Below are 23,443 nucleotides of genomic sequence, written 5' to 3' on the forward strand. Positions count from 1 at the left end.
TACGCTGTCGGGGAGCGTCGCCATCCAGGCCACGCAGTTCACGAATATGGGTAGCTGGGGCGCGCGCAGCTATAGCGCGGGGCCGAGCCTTTCGATTCCGATCTTCGAGGGCGGACGGCTGCGTGCCACGCTCGCGTTGAGGGAGGCGCAGCAGCAGGAAGCGGCGATTACGTATCGCAAGACGGTGCTGTCGGCGTTTCAGGAAGTCGATGACGCGCTCACAGGCTTTGCCTCCGAACAGCGTCGCCGGGACCGGCTGGATGCAAGTGTGCAGGCGTCGAAGCGAGCGCTGGATATTGCAAACAAGCGCTATGTCAGGGGGCTGTCGAACTACCTCGATGTGTTGACGGCGCAGAAGGCGTTGCTGACAAGCGAGCAGCAATGGGTCGACAGTACGGCGACTGTTTCTACGAATCTTGTTTCGCTTTATAAGGCGCTGGGCGGCGGGTGGGATGTTGAAGGTGCGGAGTATGCGGGAGGAGGGGTGGTGGCTACGGCTGGGCGGGAATAAGGTTGGGTAATGGATGTTTGGGGGGGGCGGGAGGCCGGCCAAGAGGGAGTCATTTGTCGCAACCACTTGACCAGTACATTAAGTTACGGCTTCGGCTGAGAGCCTGCCTGCAATTCCAAAGAAGGAAGAGCTGTTGTCCTTTACTACCCGCCGTTGCATCTACAAGGTCACGACCGGCTGTTGTGGGTCTACCTGCGACTGACGCCGCTGTGGTCGCCGGCGTCACTTCGTTTGTTGAACATTGGGCCGGGCTCGGTCATTGGTTTAATCAGAGCCACGGTCTCTCGAATGGCTGCTCCCTGTTCGACGGGGCCGCTGCTTGGGCCGCCCGTCGTCCGGGGCAAGCGACTGGAAGAACCAGCCGACGTACGGTCGACTCTTGGACGCAGAGACAAAAAGCTGCGTGCGTTGCTCCGCAGCGGTTGGAGAGCGGAAACGGCGCGAACTCGCAATGTGATGCGCGCTTGGGGTATTCGAGAGCGGGGCTGTAAAATCGGTGTGAGGGCATCGTGCCAAGCGGCAGGAGGCAGCGGGCCCTAGGCAGGAGGGCGATGGCGGACGCCCCGGTGATCCCAATCAAAGTACGGAGCAGAGAATATAAATGGCATATCGACACGACCCAGATCTCGATTTCTTGGGTGGGCTTAATTCTAGCGATCTGAACGACTTAGTGTGCTGCTTGACGCACGACAAAGACGGGAGCGCGCGGTTGACGGAAGAGCTCACGATGTCGGACCTCTACAAGAAATACGCACCCGACCATAACCGGTATTGGCAGCTCATTGCTGCGGAGGTGCAGTGTTTTGGGGGCAACACATTCGCCACGATGTTCCGAGGCGGCAAGGGCGTAACGTATAAAGAGGTGCTGCGCGATGTGTGCGACAAGCTCGACGTGAACTACAACGAGAAGTCGTCGGTCGAGACCATCGAAGGCAACCTGCTCATGAAAATATTGCAGGACGCCCTAGCGAAGATGACGCCCGAACAACTCCGTGAGCTGGCAAAGGAACTGGGCATTAAGGACTTTGCCAACATCACGTCGACGGCCCTGGTCGTAGTTTTCCAAACCATTTTCCGCGCGGGGGGCTTTAAGTCTTACCAGCTCACACTGATCGTTGTGAATGCGGTATTGAAGGCGCTGATCGGCCGGGGTCTGTCGTTTGGTGGGAACATATTGCTCACCCGGACGATGGCTATCCTGACCGGACCGGTGGGTTGGATCATTAGTGGTGTCTGGACGGCGGTCGACGTCGCCGGCGCCGCTTATCGCGTGACCATCCCAGCAGTCATCCAGATTGCCGCGCTCCGACAGCAGCAAATGTACGGCGACGTGACCGAGCAGGTGAAGTTCGGCTGATCGTCCACTCGCAGGGGCGCGCGGGGCTCAGCCTCCAGCCCCTCTTTGGGGGCCAAGAACAGTCCAGATGGTGTTGCAGATGGGCCGCTTGGCGCCTTTTCGTCTCCTTGTAGTCCGAGACTGGCCGCTGCAGTTGAAATCCGCCGTTACGTTGCCGATTATCGAAAGGCAGACGTGGGTCGATAGCCCGGTCCCTCCCCGGAATCCTGCAGCCTGCCTCACTCTTAACTGGAACTACTCGCAAAAATCGCCTCGTATTGGAACAGATCTGTCCGAGCTGACATCCCGGCTCCGGTGCACTCGGCGATATGATGTTCTCTACAAGTCGAGAAGGCATCAAGTAAGCGCTAATCGCAACACGGCCGGCTCTGCTGATAGTGAAGGCGAATGACCGCTTCAATTTAGATGCGAGTCCGGAGAGTCACACGATGACTGACTCCTCCAGGTCAAAGCCAGCCGTTTATCAGCTGTCGGATGCGAGCCAGGGCGATGGAATTGTTGTAAATGCGGTGGTGCGCTACCGGCCTTGCACACGTTGCTTTGCTCGATCAATGCAGGCGGCAAACCACAGAATGCCGACTATCATTGATAGCCCGGTGGTCCCTCGCTTTTTCAGTTCCTATACTATTTAATCGCTGCATTGTTACTTGGCATCGACGGTGAAGCTGCTCCATCGATACAATGGCGCTCCAGCCGTTCACCGCCTTCGATCGGAATACGTCATGCCAGCAGAGTGGAAGCGCCGCTTCCGGTTGTTTATCCAGCGCTTCTGGCAACCGACCAGCGCGTGCATGACCTGCATGCCGGGGAGTTGGTCCAACATCATGAGCCTCGGCCATTGGACGATTGCATTCCATACAGGTCTGCTCACCGGACTTCTGGCTGTACTTTTGACTTTCCCGCCTGCGGCGAAGCTCTACGCCAATCGATACGGTAATTCGCTGGTCGTCGGCATCCTGACAACGATAGGCGACGCCTATTCCCATGCCAGTCACTACCGCATTCCCTACGTCGAGCACATCGTAACGGGTGCTATCTCGGGTCTCCTGGCGCTGGGTGCCTCATTTCTCTTCGAAGACCGTGCGCGGCGCCTGAGGACGGCCTGGGTTCGGGTTTTCGGATAACTGATCCGTTGACTCTGCGCTACCCGTCAAGCCGCGCCTGTACCCAGCCATTACCGGGGCCGCTGGTCAAAATCCTGGCGTGCCTTCTCCACCGTATCCAGATTGTTGGCCGCCCAGACCCAGACTCCACAGAACGCAGCGCCCAACGTGATCCCAAGATCGGTGAGCTTATATTCGACCTTCGGCGGCACGACCGGATATACCGTGCGCACCACCAGACCATCACGCTCCATCGCGCGCAGGGTCTGGGTGAGCATCTTTTGACTGATTCCCTCGACCAGTTCGCTCAGCCGGCTGAAACGCAGCGGCGACTTCTCCGCGAGGATTTCGAGGATCAACATCGTCCATTTGTCTGCAACGCGACCGATCAGATCTCTGACCAACGATGCAATCCGAGGATCGAGATCGATTGGTGGCGTCAGGCTCGCGTAGTGCTGCGCAGCGGCGATCTGTTCCTTGGTGAACTCAGGGACTCGCTCCATTTCACACTCTCCGTTCGGTAAGTATGTAACTTTCAGGTGCCTTCTTCCTTCTGGAGAGTATGCCGGTCAAACTACGGTCGTGCTCAATGAACAGGGAGTGAAATGATGAAGATGATCGGAAGAACAGTATTGATTACGGGCGGTACGAGCGGGATTGGCATGGAGTTGGCGCGGCAGTTGATCGCTCAGGGAAATACGGTGATCGTGACCGGACGAAATCCGGGCAGGCTTGAGCTTGCACAGCAAGCCATACCCGGGCTTCATGCTTTTCAAAGCGACGTTGGCGATCCAGCGAGTATCGAGTCCTTGTACAAAACGGTGTGTGAGCAGTTTTCTGCGTTGGACACGCTGGTGAACAACGCAGGAACCATGCGCAATATCAAACTGGATCGGCCGCATCGACTGGGTGATTTGACTGCCGAGGTGGATGGCAATCTGAAAGGACCCATGTGGATGGTCCAGGCTTTCCTGCCTTTGCTCTTGAAGCAGAAGAACAGCCTGATCGTGAATGTGTCGTCGGGTCTGGCGTTTATCCCTTTCCCCGCGGCTCCCATATACAGCGCGTCGAAAGCTGCACTTCACGCCTATACAGAGTGTCTGAGGGCGCAGTTGGCCGACACCTGCGTATCGGTCGTGGAACTGGCTCCTCCGGGCACCGAAACCCCGCTGTTCCGAGGCGAGTTTGCCGAAGAAATGAAAGGCGAGAAAGGCATGGACGTCAGCGTGCTCGCGAAGCGCGCCATTGCGGGTATCGAAGCCGGGAAAACGGAGATTCGGCCGGGCGTGAGCAATGTCTTAAAGATCGCCAGCCGCGTTGCGCCGCACTTCATGTTCCGGCAGATGGTAAAGCTTGGTCGTCCGAAACCGGTCAGCGCTTGAGCGGCGTTGAGTTATTGTTTGATCGATCGCGATTGCGCACAACATGACTTGCGCGTGACGAAATCGCTCGGTGAGGCGCAGACATCTGGCCAAGACCACCGATTTCACTATAAGCCCGGTGGCCCATACATTTTCGGATTCCTATGAGGAGCCTCGGTAGGCCCCTGATCGGGCGAAGGAGCAGTTGATGTAGCGGATGGCTTCGCCGCATCGGGCGTCGAACTGGAAGCCGGCACGGCAGTGGTCGTGCATCCCGCCAGCACGATGAATACAGTCGCAAAGAAAGAGTTTGTCATCGTCGCTTCCAGAGAGGAAGGTACATGTTACGACAAGCTACCGGCCGCAAGCATCGATGCTCATTAACAACGAGAAGACGTGCAATACGGTATGACATTCGCATAGTGCGGCCAGCAAAAGACAGTCGCAAGCACCATCGGATCTAACAGGAGACCTGAGCCGGTGCGTTGGGCGCGCTTACTGGCGTCGAGTCGCAATTGCAGTCGCATATCCGCATCAGCTTGAATACGGGTCTTAGCAGTTCACAACTGCGTCAGGTTGCCCGCAACCTCGCAGCGCAAGGTAACGTCGACGCCGGCGCCCGCGTGCAAGCAGCAATCGACAGGGTTTCTGAATAGCGAGCGTTCAGGGCGCGCGGGTCCAGTCGACCCAGCATGGTTCAAAGACCGCGCGACGTGGTGAGAAACCGGCGCCGCATCGGCTTGAGCAGGGCAATGGCGAGCAGTGCGGTCACGATGTCGAGCGTGATCGCCGTCGTGAACACGGGCACCCAGCTTTCGGCGTGCTGGTGCATGAGCGCTGCCAGAGGGCCGCCGAAGATCGAACCAATGCCTTGCGAGATGTACAGCCAGCCATAGTTCTCCGTGGCATGACGGGTGCCGAAGGTGTCGGTGAGCGTTGCGGGGAACAGCGAAAAAATCTCGCCCCACCCGAAGAACACCACCCCTGAGAGCAGCACGAACAGCACCGCGTTTTCGCGCGTGAGCAGCCACAGTGCCATCGCCACGCCTTCAAGGGCAAACGCGAAGAACATGGTGTTCTCGCGGCCGACCTTGTCGGATATCCAGCCAAACAGCGGCCGCGTGAGGCCGTTCGTGAACCGGTCGATAGTCAGCGCAAGCGGCAGCGCTGCCATGCCGAACACGAGCATCTTCGTCACGCCGAAGTCGGCGGCGAAGGTCGCCATTTGTGAAGTGACCATCAGGCCCGAGGTGGACATCATGGTCATCATCGCGAACATCAGCCAGAACACAGGCGTTTTGAGCGCCTGCGAAGGACGCAGATTCGCCACGCCCGGCGCGCCGGAACTGGCTGTCATTTCAGCAATGCTGTCGTGCGAAGGCGGCACGCGCAAACCCTGCGAAGCAATCAATCCGACCACTGCAAATGCAATGCCGAACATCCACAGCGTAGCGTCTATACCACGCGCCTGAAGCGAGTTCGCTATCGGGAAGGTCGTGACGATCGCGCCCATACCGTAGCCGGCGGCAACCGCGCCCGCCGCGAAACCCCGCCGCTTCGGAAACCAGCGCACCATCAAGCCCACAACGCCGACATAGACAATGCCGGTGCCGAGTCCGCCGACTACGCCATAAGTCAGATATAGCATCGACGCGCTTTGCACCTGCGAGGCGAGCACCCAGCTCAGCCCCGACATGACCGTGCCGATCGAGATCAGCAGGCGCGGACCAAAACGGTCGATCAACTTGCCTTGAAACGGCGAGAAGAAGGTTTGCAGAATGATCAGCAAGGAAAACGTCACTTGCAATTCCGGCAGCGCGACGCCCAGCTTCGCGGCGAGCGGTTTGGTCATCAGCGTCCACACGTATTGCGGGCTCGAGATCGCCATCATGCAGATGAGACCGAGTCCGAGTTGGCGCCAGCGGTTATGCGTGGCAGACGTCGCGACATTGCCCATATCCGTCGATGTCACGGGGTGAGAGCGTGTGGTCATGGTGACTCCGGTTACCGAGTGACGTGCAGCGTCCTGCGCGCCTATAGGCCGGACGTGCGTTTTCATTGAAAAAGCGCGCGAGCTCCTGCAAGCTCGCCGCAGCCCCGATACTGCGCGGATCGTAGCCAGCTTCCATAAACTAATCGGGATACCGAACGATTACGTCTGCGGGTCACAGCGCCTTGTCTTTGCTTGCGCCGCGATCGTCGTGCGAGCCATGCCGAGGGAGACGCGCAGAACCGAATTTCTTGTATACATATCCGGTGTCTACGCGAGAAACGTGCCAAAGGCTATGCAAACTCAAACGTCCCTTCTGTAAAGCTTTAAGTACAACCGGGTGTGTGTGGGTGACGACCCTGGGTGGTGCGTCTGGACCTGATCGGTGCATGGGAAGCGCCGCGCGGCTCCATGGCGGTGCGTGCGGGAGTGGACGTTCGACGGGCGGGCTACGTGCGGCCGATCGCGGTTTTGTTCGTTCCAGTGACTGGTACTGCTGCGACGGTTGTGTTTCGTGTCTAGCTTTACGCCGATGGCGATAGCAAAGCGTCCCCAGAACGCCTCAAGTGGCCGCACGTGACTTCGCACGACTACGGACAGCAGACTGCGCGTCCGGCGCTTCAAACACGTCATCGAACTCCTCCGCCGCGATGGCGGCAAGCACCTCCCGAAGCGCCTTCGCCTTCGCAACGCCAAACTTGCTCTCGAAGCGTTCTTGCGCCGTGTTCCAAAGCACAGCCGTCTCCTCGAGTTTTTTCTTTCCCTTCGGAGTAAGCCTGGCGAGCCGGTTTCGCCGGTCCTCGGGGTCCACCACGAGACCGATAAAACCGTCCCTTTCGAGTGGCTTGAGGTTATGACCCAGCGCCGATCGATCGAGAACAAGGGACGCGGCGAGTTCGCCCATTGTCGGACTTCCAAGCCGCGCGATACTCAGCAAGATCGAACGTTGCGTGGAGCGCAGCCCCGTCGGCGCCAGTACGGCATCGTAGAGTTGCGAGACGCGCCGGGTCGCTTTACGCAAAGCCGTGTTGTTGCACCGGTTGTTATCGCCGAGAGACGGGTTGTTGTCCGGCCGCTTGACGGGGGGTGTTTCGTTGCGCACTGCTATTGCTCCATATAAAGCGTCAACCCATGCCCGCACGCACAACAATTCCTGTGAGATGCAGTTCGCGGGCGCGACGATATCCTGATTGCTTGTACAGCCGTATTGCAGAAGTATTGGTGGAAAAAACGTGCAGGAAGGGAACGCCTCCCCGATGCTGAATTCCGGCCGCAAGATGTTCCATGAGCTTTCCTGCAAGGCCTTGACCACGCCAGTCAGGATGAGTGCATACGGCACTCACTTCAACATATTTTCCTGCGACCATCCGTTCTCCCGACATGGCGACCAGTTGTCCTCTTTCACGAACACCGATGAACCTGCCCATTTCCGGCGTGCGTTCCTTGAAAGGACCCGGATCGGTTTTCTCCACCAGCCGCATCATGCTTGGAACGTCTTCTTTTCCAAGCTCAACGATTGCCTTATCACTCGATGCAGCGAATTCTCTCGCGCCAATCATTTGGATAACCGTCGCCTCTCGGACTATCTCATACCCCGCAGGAATGGTCGGCTTGTGCTGCGTAAAGAGCGTGAGCCGTTCATCAGCGTGCAGCATTCGGGCAATCTGCGCGACGCTGCTCTCGCTGTAATCTTGCGCGGCGCCGAACGGGGCGAATTCAGGTTTGTATCGCAGGCCGTTTTCGTTGCTTTGCGCAAGAGACGCATGCGCTCCTGAAAGTGCGGCCCAAATGACATTGCCCATGTAGTCCTCCGACTCGATCTCGGCTGCCGGGTCGATTGTCGATTCCATGATTGCTCCATGTATTCGAAAAGCTGTGGTCATGCGGCGAGCCCGAACGTCGCTTTGTCAAGAAAGAACCGCATCCACAGTGCGCAGGAATCTGACAAGCTGTTCGCTGACCTCGGCTGACGCCTCGTGTTGCACCCAGTGGCCCACATTATCGAGTTCGAGTCCTCCCATAAGACCGGGAAGGCCGGCGCGCATCTGCTCTAACGTAAAAGGGTAAAGCTCCTTCAAACCATCCGATTTGCCCCAGATGAAGAACGATGGTTGAGTGACCTTCGCGCCCTTCCACGGAGCGGACAGCGTGAAATAAGGCTCTCCTGCGCGATAGTAATTCAATCCGCCGTGAAAACCGGTGCGCCGAAATTCCGCGATGTTATGCGCCACATAATCTGCTTCCGCCCACGAGGGCAGTGGCCCGGGCGCAGCCCGATAAAGGCTGCGTGTACGGTCCAGGGGACTCCACTGCTCGCCTTCCGGCGCAGAACCGGACGCCCAGTACAGGATGCCTGGAATCGTCACGGCAGCGTCGGCCCATATCTGGTCAGCATCCGGCCGTATCTGCTCGAACATGTAAAAATCGTCTTGACGTCCCGACTCGCGCATTCTTTCGAAAACGCTGGATTCTCCACGCGCAACGAAAGGCACACTGAGGCCAAAGACCGCCTTGAATCGATCGGGACGCATCAGCGCCGCATTCCATGCATGGGTCGCACCCCAGTCGTGCCCCACAAGCACTGCGCTGGATATTTTCAGCGCATCGAGCAGACCGATCAGGTCGCCTGTGGTGTGCAGCGGGGTGTAGAGGCTTGCATCGGCGGGAGCTGAACTTCGCCCATAGCCGCGCATATCGGGAGCGATGGCGCGATACCCCGCCGACGCAATGGCGTTCATTTGCCGGCGCCATGTGTAGGACGTATCCGGAAACCCGTGGCAGAACAGCACGGCTGGTCCCGCCCCTTGCTCCGTCACGTGCAGGGAAATGCCATTGGTTGCGATATCGTATTCCTTGACGCCACCCGTTATATCTGAAGTCATGTCATTGAACTCCATGGTCGAAATGCGAGGCTTTTTATATGATAAGGATTCACTAAGATATTCCTTTCCCTTCAAGCCATGAACGCATGACCTGGACAAGCTCGGTCTTGCGCTCGAGTGGCAGCCAGTGTCCGGATGGCAGCGTCGTCACCGTCAGATCAGTGCACGTGCTGCGCATGGGCTCGCCGAGACGGCTTCGAGTGATGTCACAGATGCCATCAAAGTCGCCGTTCACGAACAGCACGGGCTGGTGCAGAAGTCCGCCGTCGGGTGCTGCTTGAGCGTATGCGATGTTGGTATCGTCGTTCAGATACCACGCGTTGGCCGGACGAAACCCGCTGGCACGAAACACATCGACGAGGGCGTCAAAGTCGGTGGATGGCCAGAGCGCAGCGTCGGGCTGCACTGCCGGCGCACGATGCGCCGCTCCGAACCAGCCTCCGTTTCGCGACACCAAAGCAGAGCGATAGGTCTTGCCCACGGACTCCGGGTCTCCACGCCGATAAATCGCTGCGAGCGTTGCGGCTATGTCCGCGTCGAAATCAGTGACCGTCTGGTCGAAGTGCGTCAGGTAGAAGCCGTAATAATCCCACTGCCCGTCTGGAAATTGATCGGCCGGGTAGAGCGTCCGATCGACCAAGGGCAACAAGTTGCGCAAGGCGAAGCTCTCGGGCATATACGGGACGGACGCGAATACCACGCCACGACTGCGCTCTGCATGATGAGCAGCCAGCGCCCCGGCCACCGGGCTTCCCAGGTCGTGGCCAACCCAGATTGCCGGACGCGCGCCCAGATGATCGTGAAGTTCGACCATGTCTTGCACGATCTCCTTGAGCGCGTAGGCACTGGACGCGGACGGCGCCGTCGAGCCTCCATAACCGCGCATGTCCGGCGCGACGCACCGCCAGCCTTCTGATGCAAAGGCTTCGATCTGCGGTCGCCACATCAGGCCGATTCCAGGCCAGCCGTGGAGGAAGATCATCAACGGCCCCTCGGCCGGTCCAGCCTCCAGATAGCGCGTGGTATGGCGAGGCGAACTGAAGGTGCGCGCGATCAAGACTGGACGATCCCGCAATGCAGCGCCATCTGGTGCGGCCGCGATAGTCGAGCTTTTGAGTTCGTTGGGCATAACGCTTACCTCATCCGTTTTCTCGTGCGGAACGCTCGGCGGAGATTGCAAAGCCATCCGGGAAACCGCCGCTTCGGGTCACAATCGCTGCATGGATCAAAAACCGATACATTGCACGTTTCGCAGAATATTAGCATATGCCCGCAATATGTGGGTATATGCCGATAATTTATTGAGCGTGGGGAGAGGCTGCCTCTCCCATTCCCGGACGCCAACGACCGCCGATTAAACCTGCATCATCCCTCCATCGATACACAACTCCGCGCCCGCCACAAAACTGCTGTCGGACGATGCAAGGAATAACGCCGCGTTCGCCACTTCCTCCGGACGACCCAGGCGGTTCAAAGGAATCCGGCTGGTCAGCGAGAGCCGGACTTCGTCGCTGACGTTCTCGAACATGGGAGTGTCGATGGGACCCGGGCTCAACACGTTCACGCGGATTGCCCGTGCCGCGAGTTCGGCAGTCCAGGTACGCGCATACGACCGGACTGCGGCCTTTGTAGCCGAGTACGTTCCGTAACCCGGGTTGCCGATCGATCCGGCAATCGAACCCACCAATACGATGCTGCTGCCGCTCGCCATGTGCTGCACCGCGCGCTGAACGGTGAACACCATGCCGCGAACGTTGACGTCGAACGCTTTATCGAAGTGATCTTCGGTCGTGGAATCGAGCGTCGAGAACTCCGATATACCCGACGACGTCACCAGGATATCCAGCTTGCCGGCCTTCGCCTTGACCGTATCGAACAGCCGGTCGAGATCGCTTGCACTCGTCACGTCACCTTGCACGGCTTCCACGTGACCGCCAATCAACGCAACGGCCTCATCGAGCTGCGCCTTGCGACGGCCGGTGATAAAAACATGGGCGCCTTCTTCGGCGAAGCGCCGCGCTATCGCAAGACCGATCCCGCTATTGCCACCGGTGATAACCGCTGTCTTTCCTTCGAGCTTCAGCACAGTCAACCCCTTGTATGTTCAGTCCGGCCGAAGATACACCGTGTATATTTAGTGTCAATTACGCACCGTTCATAGACTAGATATACGAGAGGAAACCGTGATGGCATCAAAGGTGGCATTGAAGGCGGAACCGCCGCTTGCCGAGATCAACGCGACGCGGCCCGTTCTAGAGCAGATCGCGAACAAATGGTCGGTGTTGATTCTGACTGTGTTGTGCACTGAACCCTCGCGTTTTAACGCGATAAAGCGACGCCTCGATCCCATTACGCACAAGGCGTTGACCGAAGCTTTGCGACGGCTGGAGCGAAACGGGCTGGTCAATCGCCGGGTCATAGCATCGTCGCCGGTGGCGGTCGAGTATTCGATCACTCCGCTCGGCCGAACGCTGCAAGATCCATTCGAGGCGCTCGTGTTGTGGGCGGCGAAGCATGGCGGGGGTATCGAGAGAGCGCAGCTTGCATACGATGAAAGGCGCTTTGAACCGGTTTAATCGGCAGCCCGGGTTTGCTTTCCCTCTGCGGCCAGATAGCGTCCGGGCGTCGTCCCCAAGGCGCGCCGGAACATATCGATAAACGCGCTGACGTTGTCGTATCCCAGTTCGAGCGCGATCGTCGTCACCGACACGCCATCCGCGACAAGTTCCAGCGCGCGAAGCAAGCGCGCCTGCTGACGCCATTGCGCGAAACTCAAGCCGGTCTCCTCCGCAAACCGGCGGCTCAAGGTCCGTGGCGCCAGACCCGCCCACGCTGCCCATTCCTCGAGACGGCGGTTGTCGGAGAGATCACTGGCTAACGCATCCGTGATTCGGATGAGCCGTGCATCTTCCGGGCGCGGAAGGACCAGCGATTCTTCTTTCGATGCGGCCAGTTCATCGATCACCACTTCTGCTATCCGCGTCTGCGTCTGGTCCAGCTCGGCGCCCGGCCACGTCGCGGCGCGTCTCACTGCTTCGCGCAGCAACGGCGTTGTCCTGATCGCCCGGGGCTCCGACGGCAGATTGGCACATCGGTGCTCGGTGATGAAAACGCTCCAGCCCGAGAACGGTCCATACGAGCGCACGGAGTGGACGCAATGCGGCGGAATCCAGATTGCATGGACGGCGGGGACGACCCAGTGCTGTTTGTCCAGGCCGACCGACATCAAGCCGCTCAATGCGCCCATGAGTTGTCCGCGCGCATGGCTGTGCGACGGCGTGGCGCGCGCTTCGTCTTGCGTCAGTTCAGCCGCGGCGAGGAACGGACCGTCCGGCGAGGTCACGAGGTCGGGTCGAATCAAATATGAAGTCATGGCTGAAACGCGGTATCGATTGGCCTTTATACCGGAGACTGGCCGTGCTCGCACGCCTAAACTGGCTTCATTCTTACTGCTTCAGGAGGCCATCGCGATGCGAGCCCAGGACATGCTCCCCGACCATATCAATCAGGCTGAAATCGGCGGGACCACGATTCGAAAGGGTACTGTCGCCGCATTTCTCGCGAATGCACGTGTCTGGACCAATCCGGAAGCAAGCGAAAACGCACGCGCTGAAGTCGAGACGGACATGCTTGAAGCGCTGCCCGCACTGCGCGCGGTCGGCTTGTTCGATGTCCTCGACATTCGCGATGCCGCGCTTCGCGCCTGGGTCGCCGCGCACACCAAGGACTAAGGAAAACGCCATGAAAGCAGCAATCATCAAAACGCCGGGTGAAGGCCCGGTTTACGCCGACTTCGATCAACCCGTCGCTCAAGCCGGCCATCGACTGATCGAGGTGACGGCAAGCGCACTGAGCCACGTTGCGCGGGCGCGGGCATCGGGGACGCATTATTCATCGGCGACGACGTTCCCGTTCGTTGCAGGCGTCGATGGAACCGGGCGTCTGGAAGACGGTCAGCGCGTCTATTTTTTCAAGCCGGAGGCGCCGTCTGGATCGTTGGCCGAATACTGCCTCGTGTCCGCCGCTCATTGTGTCGCGTTGCCCGATGCGCTCGATGACGTCACCGCAGCGGCCATCGCGATTCCGGGCATGTCTTCTTTGGCGGCGCTCGTCGAGCGGGGCGGATTTGCTGCCGGCGAGACGGTGCTGATCAACGGCGCGACGGGTACGTCCGGGCGCCTCGCGGTGCAGATCGCGAAGCATCTCGGGGCGGGGAAGGTCATCGCTACCGGGCGGCGCGAGACCACGCTTGCATCGATGAAAACAGCCGGCGCCGATGTGACTATTTCGCTGGAACAGGAAGAGGGCGCGTTGAACCGCGCGTTTGAGTCGCAATTTGCAGGAGGCGTGGACGTGGTGCTGGATTACTTGTGGGGAAGCAGCGCCCGGGCGTTGTTGGTTTCAGCGGCGAAGGCGTCGCCTGACGATCATCCAGTCCGGTTTGTGCAGATCGGTTCCATTAGCGGCACCGATATCCAGTTGCCGGCCGCCGTCCTGCGCTCGGCGGCGATCACGCTTACGGGCAGCGGTATTGGAAGTGTTCCGTTGCCCCGCCTTCTGCATGCCATGCAGCAAGTGTTCAATGCAGCCGTACCCGCCGGTCTGCGGACCGACACCGAGATCGTTCCGCTTGCGGATATCGGCAAGTCTTGGGCGCATGCGGACAGTTTGCGCCGGACGGTTTTTGTTCCGAAGCCGTGAGGTCAAGAGCGGTACGATGAACATCGCCGGCGGTATAACGTGTACGCTACAATCGCCGCATGGCTAAAAAATCCCCTCCTGCTCCCGCCGTCAAGGACGTTCGCGCTGTTGCGGACGTCCCGAAGCTTACCGGCGCCGACGAGTATCACTTCTCCGAGCAGATCGGCCACCTGCTGCGGCGCGCGTATCAGCGACACGTCGCGATCTTCCAGGCGGCAATTCCCGATTCGGACCTGACGGCCGCGCAATTCGTGACGTTGTGCGCGGTGAAGGAGCAGCAGTCGTGCTCGCTCAACGACATCGTGAAAGCGACAGCTATCGACCAGGCTACCATCCGTGGCGTGGTCGAGCGGCTCAAGGCGCGTTCGCTGATTGTTGTTTCCCCCGATCCGCTCGATGGACGCAAGCTTCTTGTTCGCACTACGCCCGAAGGCCTTGCGCTGATTGATCAGAGCATTCCGTTTGCCAAGCAGGTCAGCGAGCAGACGTTCGGCGGATTGAACCCCGCCGAACGTGTCGCGATCGTCTATTTGTTGCGGGCGATGACGCGGGCGGAAGAAAATTAAAGCACCGGCGTCAAAGATGCTTGCAACGCAGCCCGAACCACATCGGCCGTGAACGGCGCTTCCCGGAACCTGACGCCGGTGGCATCAAAAAGCGCATTGGCAATAGCCGCCGCCCCGGGCAAGGAAGCCGACTCGCCCGACCCCAGCGGCGGTTCCCCTTGCCGTTCCATTTGCACGACATCGATCAACGGTAATTCCGGGAAGGTCAGGATCGGATAACTGCCCCATTCGCGACTCGCGACGAGACCATCGGTGAAGCGAACACGCTCCTTCAATACACGGCTGATCGTCTGAATCACATTGCCGTGGATCTGATGACGCACGCCATCGGGATTGACCACCGTGCCGGTATCCTGACCAACGGTCACGCGCTTCAGACGGATTTCGCCGGTCACACGATCCACCTCCAGATCGACGATCCAGGCCGACCATGCCGCCCCAAACCCTGGAAAGCGGCTATGAACGTAACGCGCATACGCCACGCCATGTCCTTGCAGGACGCGCGTGTTCGCATCGTCAGGTTTTACGCGACGTTGCCAACCCGCACGCGCGGCCACTGCTTCCAGCAACTCCCTCGCGCGTTCGTCCTGCAAATGCCGCAGCCGGAATTCGAGCGGATCGGCGCCTGTTTCGACGGCGAGTTCATCGATGAACACATCATGCGCAAACGAGTTCGGCAACGCCGATACCCCCCGGAACCACGACGCCCTGATGAGTGGTGCCATGTCGTTGCACACAAACCGCCGATGCTCGAACGTGTACGGCGAAACCGCCGTGCGATCGCCCATTTCGAAGACGCGCGGCTCGGCCGGCAACGCGCCCGTGAGCAGCAATGCAAGCAGCGGCGCATCGTTCGATGGATACCGCGACGCGAACTCATACGCAAGCGTCTCGCCGCTGTCCGAGACAGTGCCGGTCACGTCCACCACTTGCGCGGTTCCCTTGGGCTCCCACTGATGCTCATCGGCACGAGACAACTGCACGCGCACCGGGCGGCGCATCGCACGCGAAAGCAACAGGGCGTCGCCGGCCACGTCATCGGCGCAGTTGCGGCCGTAGCATCCGGAGGCTTCCATGCGCACGATATCGATGTCACCTTCCGCGCGTTCCACGAGTCGCGACAGGTCGAAGCGCAAGCTTTGCGGGTTCTGCGTTCCTGACCACACGGTGATGTGGTCATCGCAGTAATCGGCGAGGGCGCAGGACGGTCCTATCGATGCATGCATCTGGTAGGGCCACACATAAGTGCGTGTCAGGGTCGTGGTATTGGGCTTGCCCTGAACGGATGCCACATCGCCTTCTTCGAGCAGCAAGCGCCGCTTTGCAGGCGCGTTCGATATGGCCTTCGCGGGGTCATCGAGAGACGGCAGCGTTGGCATCGGCCGCCATCTGACGCGCAGCGCGCGGGCGGCGCGAATGGCCTGTTCCTCGCGTTCGGCGACCACGCCAACGAAGTCGCCGATCACCACAACGCCGCGCACGCCGGGCATGGCTTCCACGGACGACCGGTCCACATCGATCAGCATCTTGCCGATGAACTCGCCGCAATCATGTCCCGCATACGGCGGCCGCACCACACGCCCGTGCAGCATGCCGGGCACGCGCATATCGTGCACGAACGTGAGCGCGCCCGTTGCTTTCGCGGGCAGATCGACGCGCGGCGTCGAGCGTCCGACAATGCGGTATGTCGACGGATCTTTCACCGCAGTGGTGTTATCGAGCGCGAGCGTCAGGCGCTCGCCTCGAAGCAATGCGCCGAAGCTGAGGCGGGTGCCATCAGGTGCGATGACGCAGCCATTGTCGGTACGCAGGAGCGCGGCATCCGCGGCGTCCATTCCCCACACGCGCGCCGCCAATCCGACCAACGCAAGCCGCGCTTGCGCCGCCGCATACCGCAGCGGCACGGCCGAGATCTGGATCGTCGCGCTTGCAATCGTCGGCCCCTGGTTCGGCACTTGCGCCGAATCGCCCAGGATCATCTGCACGCGCGTGGCGGGCACGTCCAGCTCTTCCGCCACGATCTGCCCGAGCGATGTCCGGATGCCCGTTCCCAGATCCACATGACCGTTGAAGGCGAAAATGCGTTCGTCGTCGAGTACGGCGACGAAGATTTCCGGCGTGTCCTGAACGTACGAAGACCCGCTGCCCGGTTGCCCGGGCGCGGGTTTCACCGGCGCGGCCGGCTGCCTGACGACGTTCAGGCAGCCGTTGCGCGCGAGCAGTTCACCTCGGGTAGGCGTTCCTGCAATTGGCATGACGCGTTTTCCAGAAAATGCGGTTATCGATTAACAATACTTTTGGGCATCGCCAGCGCCAAGAGGCATCCTGCCAGCATGCAAATGCCGAACGTGATCAAACCGGCGCTCATGCTGTGCGTCGTGTCTTTCATCCAGCCGAGCACGTAGGTGCTCGCAAAACCGCCGAGGTTCGCAATCGAACATGCGAACGCGATGCCCGCCGCCGCAGCGGTGCCGCGCAGGAACGTGGACGGCAGGGCCCATACCACCGGCATGGCCGCGGCGACGCCAGCGTTCGCAATCGACAACAGGATCACGGTGATCGCCGTGTTGCCGCTGAAGAATGTGCTCGCGATCAAACCAAACGCCGTGCACGCAAACGGCACGACGATATGCCAGCGGCGTTCGCGATACTTGTCCGAACTCGCGCCGGTCACGAGCATCATGATGACGGCGAGCGCATTCGGAATCGCGGTCAGCATGCCGATTTCCAGCGCGCTCTCGACGCCCGAATCGCGAATGATGCTGGGCATCCAGAAGCTGATGGCATACGTCCCGAGCAACACGCACAGATCGATGAGACCCAGCGCCCATACCTTCGGGTCCGTGAACGCGTCCCGCAGCCGATGCCCCTTGCCCGCATGCGATTCCTGCGCGAGATCGTGCTTCAGGCGGCGGCGTTCATCGTGATCGAGAAACTTGGCGGACTCCACGGTATTGGGCAGATAAAAAAACACCAGCACCCCCAGCACGGTGGACGGCAACGCTTCCAGGCCGAAGAGCCACTGCCAGCCTTGCCAGCCGTGCATGCCGTCGAAAAAGGTCAGGATCCATCCTGACAACGGGCCGCCAACCAGGCTCGACAACGGCAGCCCCATCATGAAGAGCGCGATGATCTTGCTGCGCCGTGCATCGGGGAACCAGTTCGTCAGATACAGCAGCACGCCCGGCAGGAAACCCGCTTCAGCCACGCCCAGCATGAAACGCAGTACGTAGAACTGGCCGGGCGTCTTCACGAACACGGTGAGGCCGGAGAGGATGCCCCACGTCACCATGATCCGCGCAATCCAGAGCTTCGCGCCGACTTTTTGCAGGATCAGGTTGCTCGGCACTTCGAACAGGATATAGCCGACAAAAAAGAGGCCGGCGCCGAGTCCGTAGACGGTATCGCTGAAATTGAGTGCATCGAGCATCTGCAGCTTTGCGAGGCCGACGTTCACGCGGTCCAGATACGCCGAGAAATAGCAGAGGCAGAAGAACGGTATGAGCCGCCAGGTGAGCTTCTTGTAAAGCATGCGTTCTGCCTGGGCGTCGGTGTGCAGCGAGCCGCGCGCAGTGTCCGTGATCGGGGTCGACATGAGGTGTCTCCTGGGAAGCTTGCTTTAATGAGGTGCTGTGAATGAGGTGCTGTTTAAAAGGTGCGATCGCGGGTGCGGCATGGGCGTCTCAGCGTCTACAAAGTTACGTAACCAAAATCCGAAAAGCAATATTTTTATAACAAAATATCGTTATAAATCAACGGGTTAAGTGTATTGCTTCAGACGTGCCGAAGCGTCCCGCAGGCTTGTACCCGGGGGACGTTTCAAGGTGAAATCAAGTTGATTCAGGCGGGCTTTCGCGTGCCTTCTCTAGCGGTTTTCGATGCTTGCAAATGCTTCGTCAAGCGTCATCACGGCGGCGTATTTCTGCTGCATATCGAAGAGATTTGCATCGTGCGGACCGATCGCGCGATCACCGACGCAATCCGAAATGACCAGCGGGCGGAAGCCGTGCGACATGGCATCGACCACACTGGCGCGCACGCATCCGCTCGTCACCGCACCCGCCACGATCAGCGTCTGGACCGCGCGTTGCGATAACCACGGCGCGAGTTGCGTGCCGAAGAACGCGGACGGCACGGTCTTGCGCACGACTAGTTCGCCGGCGGCGGGCGTGAGTTCCGGCACGATTGCGCTGTTCGGGTGATCTTCGGTCAGCGTCGCCATGCCCGGGACTTTCAGGGAGAAGACGTTGTCGTCGCTGCCATCGGCGGCATAGACGATCCGGCTATGCGCAACCGGCCATTTATCGCGCCGCGCTGCCGCAAGCAAGTGCGTGGTGCGTTCAATGGCCGGTGCAATGTTGCCGCCGCCGAAAGTCTTCGGGTCCGCGAAACCGACCACGAAGTCCACGATCAACAAGCCGATATTGCCTTTCACCGGCAATGGCGTGCCGAATCCCTGCTGCTTGTAGACGCCGGATTCCGCATGGCTCTGGATGTCGCTCATTCAATTGCTCCGATTCGAGATTGTGTTATCGGTCCATCACCACGCCGTCGCGAACCACGGCTTCGCCGTCGAGCATCACATCGCAATGACGCAGCGGAATGTCGATGTGACACGTCGTGGTGCGCTTGCCGCCGGCTTCGTTGTTCGGCCCAAGAGAAAACAGGAAATTGCCTTCGAATGCACGCGCATCCATGCCGATGGTCGCCTCGCGGTCATAGAGCCCCAACGTGGACCAGCGAGCGCGTGGCTGCAAACCCCAGCCAATATGCGAGATCGCATATCCTTCGGGATCGTTGAACGAAGCCATGTAGTCGCTGAGCAGGGCCGCGTCCACGCCACCATCGATGCGCGTTGCGTAACCATTCACAACAGTCAGCGTGATCGGCTCGCTCACGTAGCGTTTTTGCGGCAGCAGGATGTCGCCGCGATCGATCACGATCTGCCCGCTTGCCTGGCCTTCGTTCGGGAACGTCAGCACGAAACCGCTTGGCCAGTGGTCCCAGCGGCCGGGTTCATCGACGAAACCGTATTCGGAGATGGCCGGGAATTCGCCCAGCGGACACACCAGTTCCGTACCCGCTTTCGACTTCACCCGCATTTCCTTCGATACCGTGATCCGCGCAGCCGCAGCGCGCACGCGCGTTCGATCGGCCTCGGTCGGAATCATGCGTACGAGTACTTCAGGCGGTTCGACGGCGAGCAGGATCTTCGTGCCGGTCTTGAGGATCTCGTGCTGCTCCGGCGAGAACAGCAGCGTCATCAGGTCGAGCACGAGATCGCTTTCCTTCAGCGCCGCAATGGCCGCGTGATTGCCGGTCAGCGGCGTGGTGCCGAGGTATGCGAGCGAATCGCGGCTCAGCGCCTTCTCGCCGTTCACCGGCAGCAGGTCGAGCCGGTTGACGATCGCGCCCATCGACTGCGTGGCGATCAACGCGCTCGACAACGTCTGCGGATGCGTGGACGCGCTCGTGAGGACGGTGACGGTCTGGCCAGCCTGCAGCTTCGATAACGTCAGCACCTCTTTCCACGCGGCAATCATTTCGTAATCGCTGATAGGCATGACAGTTCCTTTTTGGGTGATCTATGCGAGCTTTGCGCCGAGGAAATCGCCGAATGCTTCGTAGAAGCCGGCTTCGTTGTCCCACGGAATCATGTGGCCGGCATCCGGCACGCGCGCGTGCAGCAAACCCGGCGCGAGCGCCTGCATTTCCTTCACGTCCTCGTCGAGCACCACGTCGCCGCGTGCGGCCGTGATCAGCAGCGACGGCACGCGCAGGAGCGGCAGGTCTGCATGGATGTCGTCGGTATGGAAACCTTCGAACGACGCAAGCATCGCGCGTTCGTCGCAGGTATGGAGCCATTGCGCGCGCACGCGGCGTTGTTCTTCGGTCCACGTCGGGCAGAAGGCGAGCATGCCTTCCGCGTCGATGCCCTTGACCGCGAGGCGGATGGAATCGACGTACCACGGCAGTTTCGCCGGATACGCGCGGCGGCCGGGACCGGACACGGGCGGATCGACGAGAACCGTGCGCGTCAGGCCTTCCGGTGCGCTGCGAGCGGCGCGGATTGCGATGCGGGCGCCCATCGAATGGCCAACGAGCGCATAGTGTTCAAGGCCGAGCGCCTGAGCGAGCGCGATGACATCGGCGGCTTGTGCGTCGAGACCGTAGTCGAGCGTAGCCGTGGCCTCCGACAAACCACGGCCGCGGACGTCGAGCACGTAGGTATCGAACTGGCGGCCGAGCACTTCGCCGACGAAACCCCACGTCACCGCCGGGCTGGTGATGCCGGGGATCAGGATCACGGCAGGGCGGCCGGCGCGCACGCCGTCTGCACCGCCATAGCGCAGGAAATGCTGACGAATGCCGTTGGCATTGACGTTCGCGCCGTAAAGCAAAGTTGAGTCCATCGCGGAGTCCTTGGATGAGTCGAGAGCTTGCATCGGAAGGTTCGACAGGGCGATCAATATGCGCCCGACAGCAGCGCGCCCGCGCCCGGCACGACGCGCTCGAGATCGAGTTCGCGCAGCATGGCGTAGGTCGTCGCGATCGCGGCGGTGATGACCGGCTTGCCTGTCATGGCTTCGACTTGCGGCACCGCAGCAAGCGACGGCATTTGCACACACGCCGACAGTACGATTGCATCGACGTCCTTGTAGTTCAGCGTCTTCACGATTTCCGGCAAGAGGCGCGGGTCGTGACGGCCAACGTCCAGATTGTCGGGAATCTCGAGCGCACGATAATCGACGACTTCAAACCCTTCCGAGCGGATGTAATCCACCACGAGCTCGGTCAGCGGCTTCATGTAAGGCGCAACCACCACAATACGCTTCGCCTTGATGACCTTCAGCGCGTCGACCAGCGCACCCGCGCTCGTGATGACCGGCGCGGAACCGCCGTTTTCGACCGTACGTTCGTGCAGCCGCTTTTGAGAGACGCGGTGATACCCATGGCCCATCGCCATGATTGCAACGAGGCATGCATATCCCAGCACGTCGACGCGTGCGTCGCTGAGTTCGAGCGCGCAGCGGTCCGATTCCGCATCCATGGCCGCAAGCTCCTCCTTCACCACTTTCTTCATGCGCATGCGGCTCGAATGGAAAGTGAAGCGCTCCGGGCGGATGGTCTGCCGCGCGAGCAGCATGGCCGGAATCTCGGTTTCCATTGTTGTATTCGAACTCGGCACGATCTGGCCGATGCGGAAGTTTTTGGTCATCTGTTCGACTCCGTAATTCGTGGGCCGCACGGGGCAGCTTGTCTGGTTCAGGAAAGTCTAGTGTACACGTTGGAATATAACAAGATTCCACAAATAAATTTTAATGGTGCAGCTATGCTTCAGCTTGGTGAAAACCCTTATAAATCGCACCGATAAAGGGCTTTCCCGCACCTGTCGAGATCGACTGCAAATTTTCTTTACCCAAAATAATTCAATGTGTACACTCGATATCAGTTCACACACAGGCTCGGTTGAACGACTTTCGTCCGAGCGCCAGACATGGAGAGATCATCATGAGCACACCCCGTATCGCGATTGTTGGCGCGGGCCTTGGAGGAACGGCGGCAGCCGCGTTGATGCAGCGCGCCGGTTATTCAGTGCGTCTGTATGAGCAGGCGCCGGCGTTCTCGCGTCTTGGCGCAGGCATCCACCTGGGGCCGAACGTGATGAAGATCATGCGTCGCATCGGTTGCGAAGATGCGTTGAATGTCATGGGATCGCATCCGGACTTCTGGTACAGCCGCGACTGGAAAAGCGGCGAGGCGATTGCGCAGATTCCGCTCGGCGATTTCGCTGTCAACGAATATGGCGCGACCTACCTGACGGTGCATCGCGGCGACTTTCACGCGCTGATGACGCAAGCCGTTGCGCCGGGCACCATCGAATTCAACAAGTGCCTGACCAATATTGAAGAAACCGATAAGGACGTGCGCCTGACGTTCGCCGACGGCAGCGTGGAAACGGCCGATATCGTGATCGGTGCGGATGGCGTGAACTCGAAACTGCGCGATCACCTGCTTGGCGCCGAGCCGCCGCGTTATACGGGTCATGTGGCGCATCGCGCGGTGTTTCCGGCGTCGCTGCTCGGCACCGATCCGTTCGACCTGTGCGTCAAATGGTGGTCGGAAGATCGCCATATGATGGTGTATTACGTCACGTCCAAGCGCGATGAAATCTATTACGTGACCGGCGTTCCGCAAGCAGAGTGGCCGGCGGGACAATCGGTTGCGCCGAGCAGCCGCGACGAGATGCGCGAAGTTTTCGCGGGTTACCATCCGTCGGTGCAAAAGCTGATCGATGCCACGCCGGAAGTCACGAAGTGGCCGCTGCTGGAACGCGACCCGCTGCCGTTGTGGAGCCGCGGCCGGCTGGTCCTGCTCGGTGACGCCTGCCATCCGATGAAACCGCACATGGCGCAGGGCGCGGCCATGGCTATCGAAGATGCGGCCATGCTGACGCGGTGCCTGGACGAGATCGGCGTGAGCGATTACACGAATGCGTTCGCGCTGTATGAAGCCAATCGCGCGGAACGTGCTTCGAAGGTGCAGCTTGTGTCGCACAACAACACGTGGCTGCGCACGAACGAAGATCCGGCGTGGGTCTTTGCGTACGACGTGTTCAACGAGCCGTTGAAGACGCCAGCGGCGAAGCAGGCTTCGACGGCTGCAGCCTGATACTGATAAACGTCAAACATGAGCGTGTCCGCATCTGCATCATCGGCCTCCGAATCCATGACGCTCAGTGTCAATGGTTCATCGCGTACGCTCGAAGGCGTGACGCGTGACACGCCCTTGCTTTATGTCTTGCGCAACGACTTCGAGCTGAACGGTCCGAAGTATGGCTGCGGCCTGATACTGATAAACGTCAAACATGAGCGTGTCCGCATCTGCATCATCGGCCTCCGAATCCATGACGCTCAGTGTCAATGGTTCATCGCGTACGCTCGAAGGCGTGACGCGTGACACGCCCTTGC

24 protein-coding genes are annotated in these 23,443 nt (G+C 60.0%); 9 read left to right on the forward strand and 15 right to left on the reverse strand.

Annotated elements, in window-relative coordinates; translation table 11 throughout:
* The 3 genes from ACRXB1_RS07860 to ACRXB1_RS07870 all read left to right on the forward strand — a co-directional run.
* Positions 1-511, forward strand: a 511-nt coding sequence (locus tag ACRXB1_RS07860) for a TolC family protein (protein WP_449491682.1), incomplete at its 5' end; no start/stop codon positions are given.
* 601 nt (positions 512-1,112) lie between these two features.
* Positions 1,113-1,868 (forward strand): DUF3944 domain-containing protein, encoded by a 756-nt coding sequence (locus tag ACRXB1_RS07865; RefSeq protein WP_449491683.1) that lies wholly within the window; start codon positions 1,113-1,115, stop codon positions 1,866-1,868.
* Positions 1,869-2,590: 722 nt separating this feature from the next.
* Positions 2,591-2,992, forward strand: coding sequence for a hypothetical protein (locus ACRXB1_RS07870; RefSeq protein ID WP_449491684.1), 402 nt, complete (start codon positions 2,591-2,593; stop codon positions 2,990-2,992).
* Between the two features lie 50 nt (positions 2,993-3,042).
* On the opposite strand, the gene ACRXB1_RS07875 is transcribed toward ACRXB1_RS07870, so the two are convergent.
* Entirely contained in the window at positions 3,043-3,474 is a 432-nt protein-coding gene (locus ACRXB1_RS07875) for a winged helix-turn-helix transcriptional regulator (protein ID WP_449491685.1), read from the reverse strand.
* A 102-nt stretch (positions 3,475-3,576) separates the two neighbouring features.
* On the opposite strand from ACRXB1_RS07875, the gene ACRXB1_RS07880 reads away from it, so the two are divergent.
* Positions 3,577-4,353 carry an SDR family oxidoreductase gene (locus ACRXB1_RS07880; RefSeq protein ID WP_449491686.1) on the forward strand — a complete coding sequence of 259 codons (777 nt, stop codon included), beginning with the start codon at positions 3,577-3,579 and terminating at the stop codon, positions 4,351-4,353.
* Between the two features lie 676 nt (positions 4,354-5,029).
* Here the strand turns inward: ACRXB1_RS07880 and oxlT are convergent.
* The 6 genes from oxlT to ACRXB1_RS07910 form a co-directional block, all read right to left on the reverse strand.
* On the reverse strand, positions 5,030-6,289 hold the full coding sequence (oxlT, locus tag ACRXB1_RS07885; RefSeq protein WP_449491700.1) for an oxalate/formate MFS antiporter: 1,260 nt from the start codon (positions 6,287-6,289) through the stop codon (positions 5,030-5,032).
* 595 nt (positions 6,290-6,884) lie between these two features.
* Positions 6,885-7,424, reverse strand: coding sequence for a MarR family winged helix-turn-helix transcriptional regulator (locus tag ACRXB1_RS07890; RefSeq protein WP_449491687.1), 540 nt, complete (start codon positions 7,422-7,424; stop codon positions 6,885-6,887).
* Between the two features lie 22 nt (positions 7,425-7,446).
* Positions 7,447-8,172 (reverse strand): GNAT family N-acetyltransferase, encoded by a 726-nt coding sequence (locus ACRXB1_RS07895; protein ID WP_375508455.1) that lies wholly within the window; start codon positions 8,170-8,172, stop codon positions 7,447-7,449.
* 57 nt (positions 8,173-8,229) lie between these two features.
* On the reverse strand, positions 8,230-9,219 hold the full coding sequence (locus ACRXB1_RS07900) for an alpha/beta fold hydrolase (protein WP_449491688.1): 990 nt from the start codon (positions 9,217-9,219) through the stop codon (positions 8,230-8,232).
* Between the two features lie 37 nt (positions 9,220-9,256).
* Positions 9,257-10,333 (reverse strand): alpha/beta hydrolase, encoded by a 1,077-nt coding sequence (locus ACRXB1_RS07905; RefSeq protein WP_449491689.1) that lies wholly within the window; start codon positions 10,331-10,333, stop codon positions 9,257-9,259.
* A 225-nt stretch (positions 10,334-10,558) separates the two neighbouring features.
* Positions 10,559-11,290 carry an SDR family NAD(P)-dependent oxidoreductase gene (locus ACRXB1_RS07910; protein ID WP_449491690.1) on the reverse strand — a complete coding sequence of 244 codons (732 nt, stop codon included), beginning with the start codon at positions 11,288-11,290 and terminating at the stop codon, positions 10,559-10,561.
* 100 nt (positions 11,291-11,390) lie between these two features.
* Here ACRXB1_RS07910 and ACRXB1_RS07915 point away from each other — a divergent pair, with 100 nt between their 5' ends.
* Complete coding sequence (locus ACRXB1_RS07915) at positions 11,391-11,780, forward strand: winged helix-turn-helix transcriptional regulator (RefSeq protein ID WP_449491691.1); 390 nt, start codon at positions 11,391-11,393, stop codon at positions 11,778-11,780.
* Here the strand turns inward: ACRXB1_RS07915 and ACRXB1_RS07920 are convergent.
* Positions 11,777-12,577 carry an AraC family transcriptional regulator gene (locus tag ACRXB1_RS07920; protein ID WP_449491692.1) on the reverse strand — a complete coding sequence of 267 codons (801 nt, stop codon included), beginning with the start codon at positions 12,575-12,577 and terminating at the stop codon, positions 11,777-11,779. The two genes, ACRXB1_RS07915 and ACRXB1_RS07920, sit on opposite strands and share 4 nt — an antisense overlap.
* 97 nt (positions 12,578-12,674) lie before the next feature.
* Between ACRXB1_RS07920 and ACRXB1_RS07925 the strand changes: the two genes are divergently transcribed.
* Genes ACRXB1_RS07925 through ACRXB1_RS07935 form a run of 3 tightly spaced genes read left to right on the forward strand, consistent with a single transcriptional unit; the run spans position 12,675 to position 14,471 of the window.
* Positions 12,675-12,935, forward strand: a complete 261-nt coding sequence (locus ACRXB1_RS07925; RefSeq protein ID WP_449491693.1) for a hypothetical protein — start codon at positions 12,675-12,677, stop codon at positions 12,933-12,935.
* Between the two features lie 10 nt (positions 12,936-12,945).
* Positions 12,946-13,905 (forward strand): quinone oxidoreductase family protein, encoded by a 960-nt coding sequence (locus tag ACRXB1_RS07930; RefSeq protein WP_449491694.1) that lies wholly within the window; start codon positions 12,946-12,948, stop codon positions 13,903-13,905.
* Positions 13,906-13,964: 59 nt separating this feature from the next.
* Positions 13,965-14,471, forward strand: coding sequence for a MarR family winged helix-turn-helix transcriptional regulator (locus ACRXB1_RS07935; protein ID WP_082778895.1), 507 nt, complete (start codon positions 13,965-13,967; stop codon positions 14,469-14,471).
* Here the strand turns inward: ACRXB1_RS07935 and ACRXB1_RS07940 are convergent.
* The 6 genes from ACRXB1_RS07940 to ACRXB1_RS07965 all read right to left on the reverse strand — a co-directional run bounded on the left by ACRXB1_RS07940 (position 14,468) and on the right by ACRXB1_RS07965 (position 21,690).
* A complete protein-coding gene (locus ACRXB1_RS07940; RefSeq protein WP_449491695.1) occupies positions 14,468-16,726 on the reverse strand; it encodes a molybdopterin cofactor-binding domain-containing protein in 2,259 nt (752 codons plus the stop codon). The genes ACRXB1_RS07935 and ACRXB1_RS07940 overlap by 4 nt on opposite strands.
* A 23-nt stretch (positions 16,727-16,749) precedes the next feature.
* Positions 16,750-18,003 carry an MFS transporter gene (locus ACRXB1_RS07945; protein ID WP_449491701.1) on the reverse strand — a complete coding sequence of 418 codons (1,254 nt, stop codon included), beginning with the start codon at positions 18,001-18,003 and terminating at the stop codon, positions 16,750-16,752.
* A 333-nt stretch (positions 18,004-18,336) separates the two neighbouring features.
* On the reverse strand, positions 18,337-18,975 hold the full coding sequence (locus ACRXB1_RS07950) for an isochorismatase family protein (RefSeq protein ID WP_449491696.1): 639 nt from the start codon (positions 18,973-18,975) through the stop codon (positions 18,337-18,339).
* A gap of 25 nt (positions 18,976-19,000) precedes the next feature.
* Positions 19,001-20,035, reverse strand: a complete 1,035-nt coding sequence (locus ACRXB1_RS07955) for a 2,5-dihydroxypyridine 5,6-dioxygenase (RefSeq protein ID WP_449491697.1) — start codon at positions 20,033-20,035, stop codon at positions 19,001-19,003.
* A 21-nt stretch (positions 20,036-20,056) separates the two neighbouring features.
* Positions 20,057-20,884: an alpha/beta fold hydrolase gene (locus ACRXB1_RS07960; RefSeq protein WP_174363540.1), complete on the reverse strand. Its 828-nt coding sequence runs from the start codon at positions 20,882-20,884 to the stop codon at positions 20,057-20,059.
* A 53-nt stretch (positions 20,885-20,937) separates the two neighbouring features.
* The gene (locus tag ACRXB1_RS07965) at positions 20,938-21,690 is read right to left on the reverse strand and encodes a maleate cis-trans isomerase family protein (RefSeq protein ID WP_075360202.1); all 753 of its coding nucleotides are present in this window, start codon (positions 21,688-21,690) and stop codon (positions 20,938-20,940) included.
* A gap of 293 nt (positions 21,691-21,983) precedes the next feature.
* On the opposite strand from ACRXB1_RS07965, the gene ACRXB1_RS07970 reads away from it, so the two are divergent.
* A complete protein-coding gene (locus ACRXB1_RS07970) occupies positions 21,984-23,144 on the forward strand; it encodes an FAD-dependent monooxygenase (RefSeq protein ID WP_449491698.1) in 1,161 nt (386 codons plus the stop codon).
* A 78-nt stretch (positions 23,145-23,222) separates the two neighbouring features.
* Here the strand turns inward: ACRXB1_RS07970 and ACRXB1_RS07975 are convergent.
* The coding region (locus tag ACRXB1_RS07975; protein ID WP_449491699.1) for a hypothetical protein at positions 23,223-23,443 on the reverse strand (221 nt) is incomplete at its 5' end.

The organism is Caballeronia sp. M23-90 (assembly GCF_053574605.1).